The sequence below is a fragment of the Hydrogenophaga palleronii NBRC 102513 genome (genome assembly GCF_001571225.1).
Lineage (GTDB): Bacteria > Pseudomonadota > Gammaproteobacteria > Burkholderiales > Burkholderiaceae_C > Hydrogenophaga > Hydrogenophaga palleronii.
On sequence record NZ_BCTJ01000001.1, the window covers coordinates 412,945 to 428,127 of the forward strand.

Here is a 15,183-nt window from a genome sequence, read left to right on the forward strand (position 1 = left end):
CGCCTATGTCCAAATTCCCGAGCTCTTCCCGCCGATCCCAGGTGTTGCGCTGGGGCCTTGTGCTGGCCGCACTGGGTGGAGCAGCCCTGCTGGTGCTGCGGCGGGACGATGTGCTCGCGCCGGCCCGGCCCGTGCCCCCTGTCACCGACACCGCCGACCGCATGGCCGCGGAGCTGCTGCAAGCGGCGCAGCGCGCCGACATGTGCACCTCCGCCAACCCGGCGGGCGTAGGACTGCGCGGCGAGTACTTCGACAAGGCCTTCCTGAAGGGCTCACCCCGTCTGGTGCGCACAGACGGCGTGGTGGACTTCGACCAGGCGGTCAAATGGCCCTCCGGCACCACTCAAAAGCCGGTCTCTTCCGTGCGATGGAGCGGCTGGGTCCGTGCGCCCATCAGTGGCGGATACCGCTTTCATGCCGATGCCCCCGGCATGCGCGTTCTGATCGCGCGCAAACTGGTCGCAGGCGGGGACGCACCCGCCGACGAAAAGGTCGAGCTGGCCGCTGGGCGCTTCTACCCGATTGAGGTGACCGTGGATCGGCTCGCCAACTCGGTCGCACGCATCCGCCTCGAGTGGACGGCACCACATGGCGCGCGCTACGTGGTGCCCAAGGCGCTGCTGAACCTGCCCACCGAAACAGCAACGGCGCCCAAGGCCTGAAGCCAGGGGCGCCGTCGCGTTGTACGGGCTGAGCGTCTGTTTCAGATCGCTCTCAGCCCGCCTTCCTCAAGATCAATTGATGATCAATAGATGGCCCGGCCGTCACCCAACAGGTGCGAGTGGCAGTCCAGCGCCGTGCGGTCGCAGTTGGCCACGAAGGTCTCCATGATGTCCGGCCTCCAGCCATTGAACCAGTCGCCGTGGGCCGAGTAGCCGCCGGGGATGGAGCTGCTGTAGTTGTCCGACGACAGGCGCCAGCGCCGGGTCGAGTTGGCCTCGCTCACCGGGTAGATGATGTTGAAGGTGATCTCCGGCAGCGGCACCGGATGCGACGCCGGGCAACCCCGGCCCGTGATCGGATACGACATGTGGCTCTTGTGGTCTGGCGAATCCAGGTTCACGCCGTCCCAGCACTGCGGGAAGTAGATGTGCTGCCAGACCTCCGAGCCCACCGGGCAGTTCGGAATCGACGGGCCTTGTTGCTCCGGCACGCTGGCGCCATTGGTGCCGTGGCAGCTGTACGCAAACGGGCCGCTGGGCGAGAAGTTCTTCATGTCGCCCGCGATCATCCGCAGCCCCGCCGGCATGGCGCGCACGGTGCTGGGCACCACACCGCGGTAGCCGGTCTTGTAGTAGAACTGCGACGAGGACGGCTTGAGCGGCGTACCGTCTCGCGTGTCGATCATCGCCGGCACCCAGTAGGAGCTGCGGTTGATGACGCCACCGCGGCAGGTGGAGTTGCCGGTGTTGGCAATCGACGCGGCGGTCGAATTGCCGTTGACCGCGGTGTTGCCGAAGAACGCGTGCAGGTGCGAACGCCCTGGCTGGCCGGGGTAGACGATCGGGTCGTCGAAGGCCATGTGGCTGTAGTCGCACGAGGTGCGGAAGTTGCCCGTGCCATCGCTGGCACTGGGCCTTTCGTTCGTGGCCTGCATGTTCTCGGTCGAAACCCCTGGATTGCCAGACGGAATGCGCGCCGCGTTCACCGCCGGGAGTTGGCTCGGCCCATCGGAATCCGGCGCCGGGCTGGGCGACGCTGCACCCGGGGCTGGGGCTGGGGCTGGGGCTGAGGGGGGCGCTCCCGCACTTAGCCCGCTGTCCGTGGTACCACCGGCGGCAGACCCACCGCCACCTCCGCCACAGCCCGCGAGCACGCTCAGGAAAAGCACCGACACAACGGCCAGCTTCGGGCCAGAGGGTTGCGTGAACATTGAATTCATCATGAATAGAGCATTACATTGATCAGGCACCCGCTTCTGACGGGCGCTCTGTAGAGCGAAATCGGCGAGTGATTGGGTTGCCTGTTTCCTCGGCCGCGCCAACATGAATAAGGTCACAGCGACAGACGGGACTCTCGGCACCATCAAAGCATCGGCATACCATCAAACGGCAATAGGCCGCCAGGCGCTGGCAAATGCAATTGGGGTGCCAGTGCATTGAAGACGTCGATAGACGAACAAGCGAGACTGGCGGTCGCCACTTTCATGGCCAGCGGATTATCCGGCCTTCCGAAGCGCTCCAGAATTCGGATGTTACAAGTTGCTTGTACTGCTAGTGTCGGGGCGCCAAGAGGATGCACCGTGCAAAACCGAGAGTAGACGGTGCTCACCTCGGCAGAAACACCCAACCAAGCTGGTAGCGCCTGGACAATTGCTCCACCTGATTCCCTACCATCAAAACAACGTCTGTTGCGGACGCTTACGAGGGGTGTAATTCCTTCTCTGTACATGCGCTGCGTTAATTCGTGGACCATCTGCTCTCGTGGCCTCTCGCGAAACACGCTGCTACCGCATTTCCATCAACCATTGGAAGACGTTTTGCCCACATTGGACCTCTCTTCAAAGAGCAAATTCGACAGTCGCCGCGCCATTGTGCCCACATTGGGTTCGTCGAGCATCGAAATATGGCCGCCTGGAATCGGCAATAAATCAATACGCCCGGTACCATACCTGCGCCACCCCATTCCAGAGGCGATCGCCTTGTCGAGATCGAAGAAGGGCTCGTCTTCAGGATAAAAAATCACCATGCGACCGGCGTAGGTGCCGGGACTGTAGCGACTGACGGCCAGCGCCAGATTCTGTACGAACGCATGGTCCGCAGGATGGTCAAAGGCTTGGCCTCGCGTCATGTTGAATGCTCTTCCCAGCAAGAGGCCGATTCGCCCCTTCAGACCGCCCGCATTGGTCAGCCGGATCACCGTGCGCTCGATCAAGTAGCGCGGCCCCTTCTTGCGAAACTGTTGCCAGTGCAGGGCGAGGACGCGAGATTTTTTCTGAATCGAAGGCCGCCCATCGGGACCTTCCGAGTCAAAAAGCACAAGGTAGGCCACCTCCCGGCCCGCGTCCGTCAACTGTTTGGCTAGCTCATAGGCGATATAGGCACACATCGATACGGCCGCGAGCACCAGCGGACCCGCTGGTTGGTGTTTCTGTACGTCGTCACGATAGAGCTGCGCCAATTGCTCGACGCTGAGCGCATCCTCGTGGAGGTGCGTGTAGCCGGAAGTCAGGCCGAACACGGGTTGATCTGCACCGAGCCGTGCGGCCAGCGGCCGATAAAAACGCTCGCGGTGTCCGAGACTGTGCACGCCATAGATGGGGATGCCCTTGCCTTCGGGCTGGATGGCCACCAGGAACTGCGGGGCGTCGTCCCCACTGCCCTCGCTCAGCGCCGCATGCAAGGCCGCCGGTGTTGGGGAAGCCTTGAGCGTGCCCACCGACAACTGGCACGAGAATTCGCGCTCCACCGCGGCAATCAGGCTGACGGCCAGCAGGGAGTTACCACCCAGGTCAAAAAAGGAAGCCTCTGGCGCCACTGTCTTCCGTTTGAGCACTTGGGCAAAAACAGCCGTCATTCTCTGGAGCTCGTCTGACAACGGAGCTGCGGCCGAATCCGTGTCGACATCCTGCTCCAGAAGATCGCGCTCCACCAGTTGGCGGTAGTCGATCTTGCCGCCCGGAGTGATGGGCAACTCGTCAATCACCGCCAGTGTGGGACGCATGTGTTCGGGCAAGCGGTGCGCCAGCTCGGTGTTGAGCGTCGCGACGTCCAGCGCCTGTCCGACATGCGCGGGCAATACCCATGCAAGCAAACGGGCCGCGGGCGTATTGGGCATGTCCACCTTCACCACCGCACGCCCCACACCCGGCAATGCCGCCAGCGCCGATTCCACCGCTTCGAGTTCCACGCGGAACCCCCGCACCTTCACCTGCCGATCGGCACGACCGTGGTACAGCAATTCGCCGTCGTCACTCCACGAAGCGAGATCGCCCGTGCGGTAAATACGTGGCTCACGCACGGCCTCCCAGACCGGATCAAGTCCGCCGGTAGTCATGAATTGACGCGCGGTCAGCTCCAGTTGTCCGTGGTATCCAAGCGCCAGGCACGGCCCACCCAGACACAACTCGCCCCTCACGCCAGGTGGCGCCAGAGACCCGTCCGCGGCGACCACATAGGCGCGGGCATGTCCCAGCGGCTTACCGATGGGGATATCTGCATTCGGCGGCAGCGGCTTGTCCGCCAGCGCTTCGTAGAAGGTGCTGGTGATGGTCGCTTCGGTCGGCCCGTAGCCGTTGATCCAGCGACATTCAGGCACTGCCTGACGCCAACGATCCAGCGCCTGGCGAGACGCCTTTTCACCACCAACCACCAGCAGGCGCACACACGCAGGCATCCGTGCCCGCCCATGCTCAAGCTGGTCTACACAGGTATGCCAATAGGCGGTCGGCAGGTTCAGCACGGTCAACTGGCGTTGCTCGACCGCGGCCCACAATGCAGAGACAGACTCTGCCACCGCCGCGTTGCGCAAAACGAGCTCAGCACCCGCCAACAGCGTGGGCACGATTTCCTCAATCGAGACATCAAAGCTCAGGCTTGCAAACTGCAATGCACGGTCGTGCTCGGTGAGCCCGTACGTTGCGGTGACTGCCGCTGCATGAGCGACCAGGGCGTGCTGCCCCACCACCACCCCTTTGGGCTTGCCGGTGGAGCCTGAGGTGTAGATAACGTAGGCTGGTCTGTCATGACCCTGGCCAAGCGGATCGGACCACGTCGACGGGAGCTTCGCAAGCTCATCGGCCAGCGTGTGCAGCCTTACGGTACGGGCCACTCCCGACGCCTCCCCCCCCGCTCCGGCCAACTGCAACACGGCGCCACTGTCGCTCGCCATGTGCTCCTTCAGTTCGGCCGGATAGCCAGGATCGATGGGCACATAGGCCGCACCGGCCTTCATGATCCCCAGCATCGCAACCACGAACTCCGGGCTGCGAGGCATGCAGATCGCCACACGATCGCCCTCTTCCACCGACTGGCGCCGCAGCCAATGGGCCAACTGGCTCGAACGTGCATCCAGTTCGGCATAGGTCAGCTGGGTCTGTTCGCCCAAGACTGAAATGGCCACGGCGGACGGTCGCCGGCGCACCGTGCGGGCAAACCGTGCCATGGTGGCGCAATTGGCCGAGGCAGAGACACCATCCGGAGGCGCAGCCCAAGCCTGCAGGTGACCGCGGTCTTCGGGCGTCAACATATCCAGCGAAGCCACGGTCTGATCACTTGTGGCCCGCGCCATGTGCCCGAGCAGGATTTGCAGGAGCGCCATCAGCCGCTTGGCCGTCTCTGCATCGACACGGCGGCTGTCGTACTCCAGATGAAGGTCCAGGCCACCACGGACATATACCGCCAGCGTCATTTCCGCGGCGCCTTCCTCATGGAGCTCGAAACGCCGCTGCAGCCACGGACCACCCAGGCTTTGCAAGCGCTGCTCCAGCGGCCAAGGTTCGAACATCACGACGCTTTGCAGCCGGCCTTCGCTGGCAAAGCCCTCGCTCCAGGCCTGCAGGTCGCTCAGGAAAACGTGCTCATGTGGACGCATGCCCAGCATGTAAGTGCGCATGGCACGCAGCAACTGGTCTATGGATACGCCCATGCCAAGGGCAACGCGAACGGGCAGCGTGTTGATCAGGCAGCCCACGGTGTCACGAGCCTGCGGCACGATGTGGCGCCCCGAACGGACCACGCCGAATACGGCATCCCGCTGCCCACCCACGCGGGAAAGCAGAATGCCCCAGGCCACCTGCACGACCGTACCCAAGGTGGCGTCCGAGGCCAGCGCCAGTGCCCGCAAGCCATCGACCTCTGCCGGCGTGATGGATCCCTCGACGCTGGCCATGGGCTCCAACGCATCGGTGCCGTCTGCAGACGGCGCATCGGCCTGCCCCATCGTCTCAGCGGACTGCTCGGCAAACACGCCGTGCAACTGCGCCTCAAAAAACCGGCGCGCCTCATCTTGTGCATCGACATTACATCGGACAGCGTCCAGGGCGTGACAGTAGTCGCCGAAGTCCAGCGGACTCAATGTCACTGGCACATGTGCTTCGCCCTGCAATCGAGCGGTGTACCCCTCCAGCGCCTCCTGCAGCAGCAGAGCGAAACTGGTACCGTCCAGCATGATGTGATGGAAGGTCCAGTACAAACTGGATCGGCGATCTCCCCAGCGAAACCAGGTCAGGCGCCAATTGGAGGCCTTGTCGAGACGCACACCGCGCCTGCGATCTGCATGCCTCCACTCCTCCTGTACTTCTTTTTGCTGCTCAGGAGCGAGCGCACGCAAATCGTGCTGTTCAAACTCGAACTCGATGTCCGCAACCACCTCCTGGCTGGGCACACGAACATCCCGCCAAACGTAGACCGATCTAAGCACTTCGTGCCGACGAACAAGCGCCTCCCACGATTGCTTCATGGTGGCCACGTCGAACGCTTCGTCATCCAGGTGACAAGCGACTTGTTCCAGATTCACACTGGTGCGTTGGGACAGCAGGCTGTCGTACAACAAGCCCAACTGCAGAGGCGTCAGGGGCCAGGACCGGACAACTTCTTGCCTCATCGAATATCCCGCTCACGCGGTCGGAAAGTCAACACGAATCTCCCCCTCTTAAAGCTTATCGACACCTTACCGCCTTCAACACCCTTGTTGCGGAAAGATGGGAGCGGCCGTTCTTAGCGACCTCAATTGTCAGAAGATGTAAAACAACGATACAAACCTCTTCATTATGATAAGCCCATGAATGCCAAGAAATCGCTGACTTGCCTCGTTTTATGGAGCCTGGCGGCCTGCGGCTGGCAGAAGGGCCTGGATTCGGTTGCACTGGCAAGTCTTTACACGGTGCCAATGCCGCCACCCACCACACCTCTGTCCGTCTACCACATCGGCCACAGCCTGGTGAATCGCGACATGCCCGCCATGCTGGAACAGCTGGCCGGCGAGGGTCATGGCCATCGTTCTCAACTAGGCTGGGGCGTCACACTGCGCTCGCATTGGGAGCCAGGCGAAAGTATCAATGGCTTCGAGCAAGAAAACGACCATCCCAGATACATGGACGCCATGTCTGCGGTCAGGGGTGGGAAGTTCGATGCATTGGTGCTGACCGAAATGGTGGAGATCAAGGACGCCATTCGGCATTTTGACAGTCCCGAGTACCTGCGCCGCTGGGCGCGGGAAGCGCGCGCAGCCAAGCCCGCAATTCGCGTGTATCTGTATGAGACGTGGCACCAGCTGAACGACCCGAAGGGATGGCTGGAGCGCCTCGACGAAGATTTGCCGCTTTATTGGGAGGGTGAGTTGCTGGCCAAAAGCCTTGCCCACAATGACACGGGGGGCCCGATCTACGTCATTCCTGCCGGTCAGGTGATGGCACAGTGGGTGCGCCGCATCGAGGGGCCGGGAAAACTACCCGGTATGAGTACGCGACAGGATCTTTTTGCGCGCAACGCCGATGGCACGCAGGACAACATCCACCTCAACGACCTGGGCAACTACCTTGTCGCATTGACCCACTACGCTGTTCTCTACCACCGAAGCCCCGCCGGTTTGCCGCACCGCCTCAAACGCGCGGATGGCAGTGAGGCAACAGCGCCGGAGCCGGAGACAGCACGAGCGATGCAGGAAACCGTGTGGGAGGTGGTAACGCGCTATCCCAAGACAGGCGTCCGTCAGGTGGACTGAAACCCGGAGCACACGCAGCCGCAGTCGTCGAGAAATTCACGTTGGAGCAGGTTGTGCTGCTTTGGCGTGAATCATCCCCGAGACTCACTGGTTTTGCGCTGCTACCATCCCGGGCAACACCGACTTTCAACCACGCGGACGTGCCCCTGTTGCTGCAGACACGCATTTTTTTGAAGCTGCTCCAACACATTCCCGTCCCATCCAGGGTATTCAAAACCCGCAGTAGGCTCCCGCTGTCGGCCATTGTGCCAACGGCGGGTCCAGCGCCACGCGGTGACATCGGATGGGCAACGCCGTGCCGACGGCCACTCACTCGCCAGGAAACCCTCGAAACCGGTGCGGCGCAGCCATGATTCAAGACCTCAAGACGCTCGCCATCGTTCTGACACTGGGTTCACTTGCCTTCATTGTTGGCAAGCGGTTCTGGCTGCAGGTGATGTCCCAGGAAGATTTTCGACTGCGACGCAACGCTTGGTTTGGATTGACGATCCTGGCCTTCCTCAGCCCCAGCTTCTTGCTTTTCTGCTTGATTGCGGCACCAATACTGGTGTGGCTGGGGCAACGAGACTCCAACCCATTGGCTCTTTATGTGCTCTTGCTGCACATCATTCCCCCCGTCAGCGTGTATATCCCGCTGGTAGGGGCTGGATACCTCATTGACTTCAACAACTACCGACTGCTAACGCTGACGGTTTTGCTGCCGTATGCCTGGAAATTGATGCACACGCGGCAGACTGAAAAACTTCGGCAACCTGGGCTTGGACTCCCGTACTTCCTGATTTTCTGCTTCAGTGCGCTGCAGATCATCCAATTAATCCCCTTGGAGAGTCTCACAAATACGTTCAGACGCCTTCTTCTCGTCTTTCTGGACAGCATCCTGTTGGTCTACGCATTCAGCCGAGGAGCATCCTCGGAACAGAAAATCCGGGAAATTCTTGGCACCTGCGCCCTGATCATGGCGGTGGCGGCACCTATTGCGATGTTCGAGTCGCTGAGGGGCTGGCTCATGTACGAGAACGTGGTGAGAAACTGGGGTATCCCGATGGATTTTGCCTTTCTCATGCGCGGCAATTCGCTGCGCGCCCAAGCGTCCACTGGTCACGCCTTGGTACTGGGTTACATGACGGCCATCGCCTTTGGCGTGTGGCTCTATTTGGCAAGGTACCTCAAAGTCTCGAAATTTCAGCTGATCGCAGGAAGCATCTGGTTCTGGGTTGGCCTGATTGCTGCATATTCCCGGGCGCCATGGCTCACTGCGGTATTGATCCCATTTGTTTTTGTATTTTTGCTGCCTCGCGGAATGATTCAAGCAATAAAAATGGGAATTCTGGCCACCATTGGCGGCTCTGTAATTCTGGCATTGCCACTGGGTGGTCGAATTGTTGCCAGCCTCCCATTCATCGGGACAATCGACACGGAGAACGTCACCTACCGCCAGCGCTTGGCCGAGGCTTCTTGGGATCTGGTTATGCAATATCCCGTTTTTGGCACGCCCCGTGCCCTTGAGTACCTGGAACATCTGCGTCAAGGGCAAGGCATCATCGATCTTGTGAATGTGTACGCCACCGTTGCCGTATTTCATGGTCTCGTCGGGCTGTCTCTGTTTTGCGGCTATTTCCTGATCAGCCTTTTCCGAACCTGGAGCACGACGGCCTTGTTTCGCAAAACGGACCCGGCGTTCTCCAGCCTGGGGGCTTGCCTGGTGGCATTGCTCTTGGGCACCTACTTTTTCATGGCCACTGGCAGTTTCGGCACCGGACTCGCACAGATGGCATGGATCCTGTCGGCGCTGGGTTTGGCATATGCCAGGCTCCAACCGTCTAACAACAATAGTCAGAGCAACGCTTGATCAAACACCTGGTCAATTTCAAGGGAGAACTCTTCACCGCGGCGGCGACCTCAGCCGGGGTGGCGGTGGTTCGACTGTTCAGCAGCGTCATCCTGACCCGTTTGCTCTATCCGGAAGCATTCGGACTGATGACGATCGTGGCTTCCATCGCCTTCATCGTGGAAATGGTGTCGGATGTGGGCATTGTCGGCCTGACCATTCGCCACGCCAAGGGCGACGAGCCCCAATTCTTCCACACGTGGTGGTCGGTTCGATTTGTACGCAGCCTGTTCAATGCCGGCTTGATGTTTCTGCTCGCCCCCTATCTGGCCGAATGGTATGGTCAACCCGATCTCACGCTGGTATTGCGGATTTTTTCCATCTCCTTTGTTCTCATGGGCCTCGAGTCCATGTCAATTCCGCTGTCAATTCGGCGGCGTCAGACACAGAAGATGCACTACATCGAGCTCGGCTGCCTAGTGCTGTCGACTTGTTTTTCCATCATCTGGAGTTATTTCAGCCGCGACTATTTCGGCATTCTGTACGGCACCCTGCTCAATCAGCTGTTGATGACCACCGCCAGCTACGTACTTTATACCGACAGCCGCGCACAATTCCGGTTTCATCGCGAAGCGTTGCGCGAACAATTCCATTTCGCACGCTACGTCATGCCCTCCAGCATGATCACCCTGGTAGTGAGCCAGTTCGACAAGCTATTGTTCTTGAAGCTATTCGACCTGCAACTGATGGGTCTTTATGGATTGGCGGTCAATATCCTGACACCCGTCGACGCACTGATCACGCGCTTGAGCCGAAACATGCTCTATCCCCGTTGTGCCGAGAATTTCCGAGATGACGAATCGACTTTCGTCGAAAAATACTACACGCAGAGTTGGAAACTGCATGCGCTGGTCTTGGCTGTGCCCGCGCTGTTGTGCGGCGCCGGCGCCTTTGTGGTCCATGTGCTGTACGACTCGCGATACGCCCAAGCCGGCCTCATGGTGCAGTTGTTTGCGATGCGATCGGTGATCCACGTGTTTTCATCGACAGCGGAAGATCTGCTGGTGGCCAGTGGAATGTTGCGTGTACAACTGGCGGGCAACGTCATCCGCTTGCTCTGGTTGGTTCCGGCGGTGTTGCTCGGCTCACACTACTTCGGCCTGCCAGGCTTCCTCGCCGCCATGATGCTGGAGATGGCCCCTACCCTTGCCTACTATTTGCGCACCTTGTCTGCACGCGGCATGGTGATCTGGCGCTATGAAGGCGTCCGCCTGCTGTACACGTTGGGCCTTGTCGCCGTCGGGGCACTTTCTGCATGGGTCGGTGGTGAACTACTTGCCGCCCTTCGCGCATCCTGAGGTCGAGGCGCACGCGATGTATCAGGAACTGGTCAGTTGCAACGATTCGAGAGGCTCAGCTTGCATATAGCTTATTTTGTGTCCGGTTGGCCGCTGTCCGCCCGGGCAAGCGGCATCGTGACATACATCGACATCATGAAGCGGGAGCTCGAACTCATGGGCCACGAGGTGTCGATCCTGTGTGGTGAGGTGAATCCCGAGGCCTGCGACGCGAATGTGCACAAGGTCGAGGACGAGCGCTTTGGAAGTCTTTGGGACCGGCTGGCGGAACGGCTGTCGAGAACGCCTGACCGGGCGGTGTACGCCTACGGTCGTAGCATCGCCAAAGCCGCCGCCAGCATTCATGCGCGCAAGCCGATCGATGTGTTCGAGATTGAAGAGTCCTTTGGCTGGTCTCGTGATCTGCAGGCGCTTAATGCTTTTCCGGTCGTGGTCCGCTTGCACGGTCCTACATTCCTGGTTCAGGGACGGCTTGTCGGCGCCGATGATTCGGTGGATCACAAGATCGAGCGCGAGGGGGCGGCCCTGAAAAAGACCAGAATCATCACCGCTCCGTCCCGGTGCACGCTGGATGAAACCCTTGCCCGCTATGCACTCCATCCCGCCGTGGCCCAGACCATCCCCAATCCGTATGTGGTGCCTGAGACCGAGCCATCGGGGCACAGCACCAAGACAGCGGTCAACGAGCTGCTTTTCGTCGGGCGACTTGATCTCGTCAAAGGTGCTGACTGGCTGCTGCAAACCTTTGCGCTGCTGGCAAAGCGCCACCCAGACTTGCGCTTGACGTTTGCCGGACCAGACGTCGGAATACCCGATGCCGATGGACAGATCCTCAAGTTCGCGCCTTACGTTCAGGCACATTTTGACGAGGGCGTCCGCAACCGCATCCAGTTCCTGGGTCAACAAACGCCAGATCAGATCCGAGCACTGCGAGCCCGGCGCACCGTGACCCTGGTGACCTCGCGCTGGGAGAACCAGCCCTACGTGGCCCTGGAGGCGATGGCGCAACGCTGCCCAGTGGTGGCGTTCGCAGCGGGGGGCGTTGGTGAAGTGGTCCAGCACGAGCGCAATGGGCTCTCTGCGCCGCCAGGAGATGTTGCAGAACTCGCTCGGCAAGTTGAACGCCTGCTGGTGGATGCAGACCTGCGAGACCAACTGGCGGAAGAAGGATTCCGCTACGTGAGCGACGTGCACAATCCCAAGCGTGTCGCCGAAGCCATGTTGGGCATCTATCAGACGGCCAAGACGCCCTGATTTCCAGCCCGATTGGCTCGCCACCCGAGGCTCACAGCCTTACCGGCGTGAATCGTGAACATCAGCACATTCAATGTGCGGCTGCATGCTTTTCCCGTCGCAACCACAGATTGCACACCCCCCCGCACACCTATACTCCGCAACATGGCTCTTCCCAAGAGACCCCTCAGGTCCATCCTCAAACGTCGCGGCAGCATTTCCACAGCAGTACAGGCCGTGCTCGATCTGGCGGCAGTCATGGGGCTGGCGTTGCTGTTGTTGATCCGGCAGGAGATCGGCGGACTGACGGCCGAGTATTCCGTGATGCTGCTCCTGCTGGCCATCGGCATGATCTTCGCCTACGACCAGTTCGGGGTGTACCGCAGCAACAGCAGCTTCGCACGCAAGGCCTTGACGCTGTTCAAAGCCTGGTCGCTGGCGTACGGTCTGCTGCTCGTGGTGGGCTTTGTGACCAAGCAGACCGACACCTTTTCCCGTTTGCTATTGGGACAGCTGTATGTGGGCGGCTACCTGTTGCAGTTGCTGCTTCAGTACCTCTCTCGCGAGGTTCAGACCCGCGTCATGCGCCATGCCGTACCGGTCGAAAACGTGCTGATCGTCGGCACGGGAAAACTCGCACGCTACCTGCAAAACAAGATATCGGGCAATCCGTGGCTCAACCAGAAAGTGGTGGGCTGCCTGGAGCTGTCCGCGGACGACGACTCCTACACCTCGGAAACCAGCGCCCCGCTCTACGAAACGTCGGACTTTGCGTCTCTTCACGAGGCCAACGTCATCGGCCCGGTTGATGAAATGCTCTCCATCATCGACCGTCACGATCTGCGCACGGTTTACTTTGCGATTCCGCTGGGCAAGTCGTCCCTGATTGAGGACACCTACTTCCAACTGCTGGACCGCCACGTGGCGGTTCATTGGGTGCCTGATATCTTTTCGGTCCTGCTGGTCAACCACAGCGTTCGCGAGATCGCGGGCCTGCCGGTGCTGACACTGTCGGAAACGCCGCTGACAGGTACCCGTTTGCTGTTCAAGGCGATCGAAGACTTTGTGCTGGGCACCCTGATCCTGCTGCTCATTTCACCGCTGTTGTTGATCATTGCGATCGCCATCAAGCTGGACAGCCCTGGCCCGGTGTTCTTTCGCCAGGCACGCAAAGGCTGGAGCGGCAAGGTCTTCCACATCTGGAAGTTCCGCAGCATGTTCGTGCACCAGCCTGAGGCGGTTGTGCAGCAGGCCACCCGGAACGATCCACGCGTGACCCGAGTGGGGGCCTTCCTGCGGCGGACCAGCCTGGACGAACTGCCCCAGGTGTTCAACGTCATCAAGGGTGAGATGTCGCTGGTGGGCCCCCGCCCGCACGCCGTGCAACATGACGAGGTATATTCGCGCCGGATCGACGCCTATTTCGCACGCCACAACATCAAGCCAGGGATCACGGGGCTGGCACAAGTGCGCGGCCTGCGCGGTGAAACCAGCGAGATCGAAAGCATGGAGCAGCGCATCGAGGCCGACATCGAGTACATCAACAACTGGTCGCTGTGGCTCGATCTGACGATCCTGGTCCGCACCGTCGGCGCACTCACGGGGAAAAACGCTTACTGAGTTCGCGGGCTTTTTCGACAAACGGGCGTGCCCGGCTCAGGCGCCGCCCGACCCGCTGCGACTTGAATAGCTGCTACGACAGGCCCAGCAATTCCAATACGCGTGATCCCGCTTTGGCGCAGCCTTTGCTGCTGCACGGAAGAGCCCGCTTCAAGGGGCGGGAAGCCACCTGCTGCTGTCGGTTGATGCGTTGAAGTAAAACGGATTGTTTTGCGCCGTACCAGAGAAGGTATTTGGGCAAGTGCCAACCAGGTCGGACCTATTCGTGAAGTTGTAGAACGCTGGGCACACGGAGTCGCGCATGACCGCACGGCACTGTGCGTTGTCTGGCTCGCTGTAGGTGGTGAAATGGGCTGTCACCGCTTGCCAGGCCGCGTCTTGCAACGACCGCGCTTGCGTTGCAGTCACGCCCGACGGTACCCACGCCCCCACAGGCGACTGCCGGTACACCGATGCGTAGTTGACCAGTGCCATGTAGTAAACTCCCAGAGACGTGAGGTGCACGTCGTCCGAGAAAAGCCGGTCGACTGTTTCACGCACGCTGGCGCCGGTCACGCCTGCGACCCCCGAGCCCTGTGTGGCCTGCTCGACCAGGCTGGCCAGCGCAAGGCCGGCGGGCAGGTACACCACACGATCACGACGACCGACCAGCGCCAGGGACTCGTTGACACGCGCGGCAACACATTGCCACGCGGGTGCCACAGCACGCTCGAAGTTCACCCAGTTTCTGGGGGCGTTCTTGTCGGGCATACCCAGCCAGGAATGGTAGAGATAGGTGCTCGCCAGCGGGTTGCCCTCGATCAGACGATCGTGAAAGTGGCGGGTATAGCCGATCGTGTTCTCCCAGACGATCGTGTTAACGATGTCGTGGCGCTCGGTGATGATCAAGGTGTCGTAGCGCTGACCACCGATGGTTTGCGGATTGCGCAATTCACTCACGACATCCATGCCCGATCCAACACGGTTCTTGCCCTCGCGGTAGCCGGGAAAGGCCGTGCCGCTTGAGTCGTTGCCGCGCGTTCGGGCGGCGATCGGCGAGCCAACGATGTTCTGCTGGTTCCACCAGGCGGTTGCGCGCAAACTTTGTGCAATGGCGGTGACGTACTCTGGCAGTGGATTGTCCGTGAGGCTGTGCCCCGAGAAGAACATGCGCGCCGAGGTGCGCGGCTCACCCAGCGTCGGTGGCGTTTGCGGAGCAGGAGCCGGGCCTGGAGCAGGAGCCGGACCTGGTGCAGGAGCCGGCACCTCAGCCACATGGTCAGGCGTGGCAGCAGTGCCGCCGCCCCCGCCACCACAAGCAACCGCCATGATCAACAGCGACACAGCCAGCGGCAAGCGTGCCAGTTGACGTGACGAAACAGTGTGTTTATTTGAAGGAGTGGTCATGGGTTTCTCGAAAGTTTCTCGCTGAATTCGACCGACGTCTTCTATGCCTGTCATGCGATCGACTGCAAATCGCTGCTGCGCATGCGCGCCAGAAAG

Annotated in this window: 9 protein-coding genes; 6 read left to right on the top strand and 3 right to left on the bottom strand. The window is 60.7% G+C overall.

The window, feature by feature from the left end; all coding sequences use genetic code 11:
- Positions 1–5: 5 nt before the first annotated feature.
- Positions 6–662, top strand: coding sequence for a PA14 domain-containing protein (locus HPA01S_RS01900; RefSeq protein WP_084360384.1), 657 nt, complete (start codon positions 6–8; stop codon positions 660–662).
- Positions 663–745: 83 nt separating this feature from the next.
- Here HPA01S_RS01900 and HPA01S_RS01905 read toward each other — a convergent pair whose 3' ends face one another.
- Both HPA01S_RS01905 and HPA01S_RS01910 read right to left on the bottom strand, forming a co-directional pair.
- Positions 746–1,597, bottom strand: a complete 852-nt coding sequence (locus HPA01S_RS01905; protein WP_066265886.1) for a DUF1996 domain-containing protein — start codon at positions 1,595–1,597, stop codon at positions 746–748.
- Between the two features lie 863 nt (positions 1,598–2,460).
- Entirely contained in the window at positions 2,461–6,543 is a 4,083-nt protein-coding gene (locus tag HPA01S_RS01910) for a non-ribosomal peptide synthetase (protein WP_066265889.1), read from the bottom strand.
- A gap of 177 nt (positions 6,544–6,720) precedes the next feature.
- On the opposite strand from HPA01S_RS01910, the gene HPA01S_RS01915 reads away from it, so the two are divergent.
- The 5 genes from HPA01S_RS01915 (at position 6,721) to HPA01S_RS01935 (ending at position 13,701) form a co-directional block, all read left to right on the top strand.
- The gene (locus tag HPA01S_RS01915; RefSeq protein ID WP_218005311.1) at positions 6,721–7,662 is read left to right on the top strand and encodes a hypothetical protein; all 942 of its coding nucleotides are present in this window, start codon (positions 6,721–6,723) and stop codon (positions 7,660–7,662) included.
- Positions 7,663–8,011: 349 nt separating this feature from the next.
- Positions 8,012–9,511: an O-antigen ligase family protein gene (locus tag HPA01S_RS01920; RefSeq protein WP_066265892.1), complete on the top strand. Its 1,500-nt coding sequence runs from the start codon at positions 8,012–8,014 to the stop codon at positions 9,509–9,511.
- Entirely contained in the window at positions 9,508–10,848 is a 1,341-nt protein-coding gene (locus HPA01S_RS01925) for an oligosaccharide flippase family protein (RefSeq protein WP_066265893.1), read from the top strand. The genes HPA01S_RS01920 and HPA01S_RS01925 overlap by 4 nt, the downstream gene beginning before the upstream one ends.
- A gap of 117 nt (positions 10,849–10,965) precedes the next feature.
- The gene (locus tag HPA01S_RS01930) at positions 10,966–12,102 is read left to right on the top strand and encodes a glycosyltransferase family 4 protein (RefSeq protein WP_157084862.1); all 1,137 of its coding nucleotides are present in this window, start codon (positions 10,966–10,968) and stop codon (positions 12,100–12,102) included.
- Between the two features lie 144 nt (positions 12,103–12,246).
- On the top strand, positions 12,247–13,701 hold the full coding sequence (locus HPA01S_RS01935; protein WP_066265898.1) for an undecaprenyl-phosphate glucose phosphotransferase: 1,455 nt from the start codon (positions 12,247–12,249) through the stop codon (positions 13,699–13,701).
- Between the two features lie 150 nt (positions 13,702–13,851).
- Here HPA01S_RS01935 and HPA01S_RS01940 read toward each other — a convergent pair whose 3' ends face one another.
- Positions 13,852–15,087, bottom strand: a complete 1,236-nt coding sequence (locus HPA01S_RS01940) for a hypothetical protein (RefSeq protein ID WP_157084863.1) — start codon at positions 15,085–15,087, stop codon at positions 13,852–13,854.
- Positions 15,088–15,183: the final 96 nt, after the last annotated feature.

Bases quoted from the DNA above. Each gene is read 5' to 3' on its own strand.
- HPA01S_RS01935 (WP_066265898.1), top strand. From the start codon at position 12,247: ATGGCTCTTCCCAAGAGACCCCTCAGGTCCATCCTCAAACGTCGCGGC.
- HPA01S_RS01920 (WP_066265892.1), top strand. From the start codon at position 8,012: ATGATTCAAGACCTCAAGACGCTCGCCATCGTTCTGACACTGGGTTCA.
- HPA01S_RS01900 (WP_084360384.1), top strand. From the start codon at position 6: ATGTCCAAATTCCCGAGCTCTTCCCGCCGATCCCAGGTGTTGCGCTGG.
- HPA01S_RS01905 (WP_066265886.1), bottom strand. From the start codon at position 1,597: ATGCAGGCCACGAACGAAAGGCCCAGTGCCAGCGATGGCACGGGCAAC.
- HPA01S_RS01910 (WP_066265889.1), bottom strand. From the start codon at position 6,543: ATGAGGCAAGAAGTTGTCCGGTCCTGGCCCCTGACGCCTCTGCAGTTG.
- HPA01S_RS01915 (WP_218005311.1), top strand. From the start codon at position 6,721: ATGAATGCCAAGAAATCGCTGACTTGCCTCGTTTTATGGAGCCTGGCG.
- HPA01S_RS01940 (WP_157084863.1), bottom strand. From the start codon at position 15,087: ATGACCACTCCTTCAAATAAACACACTGTTTCGTCACGTCAACTGGCA.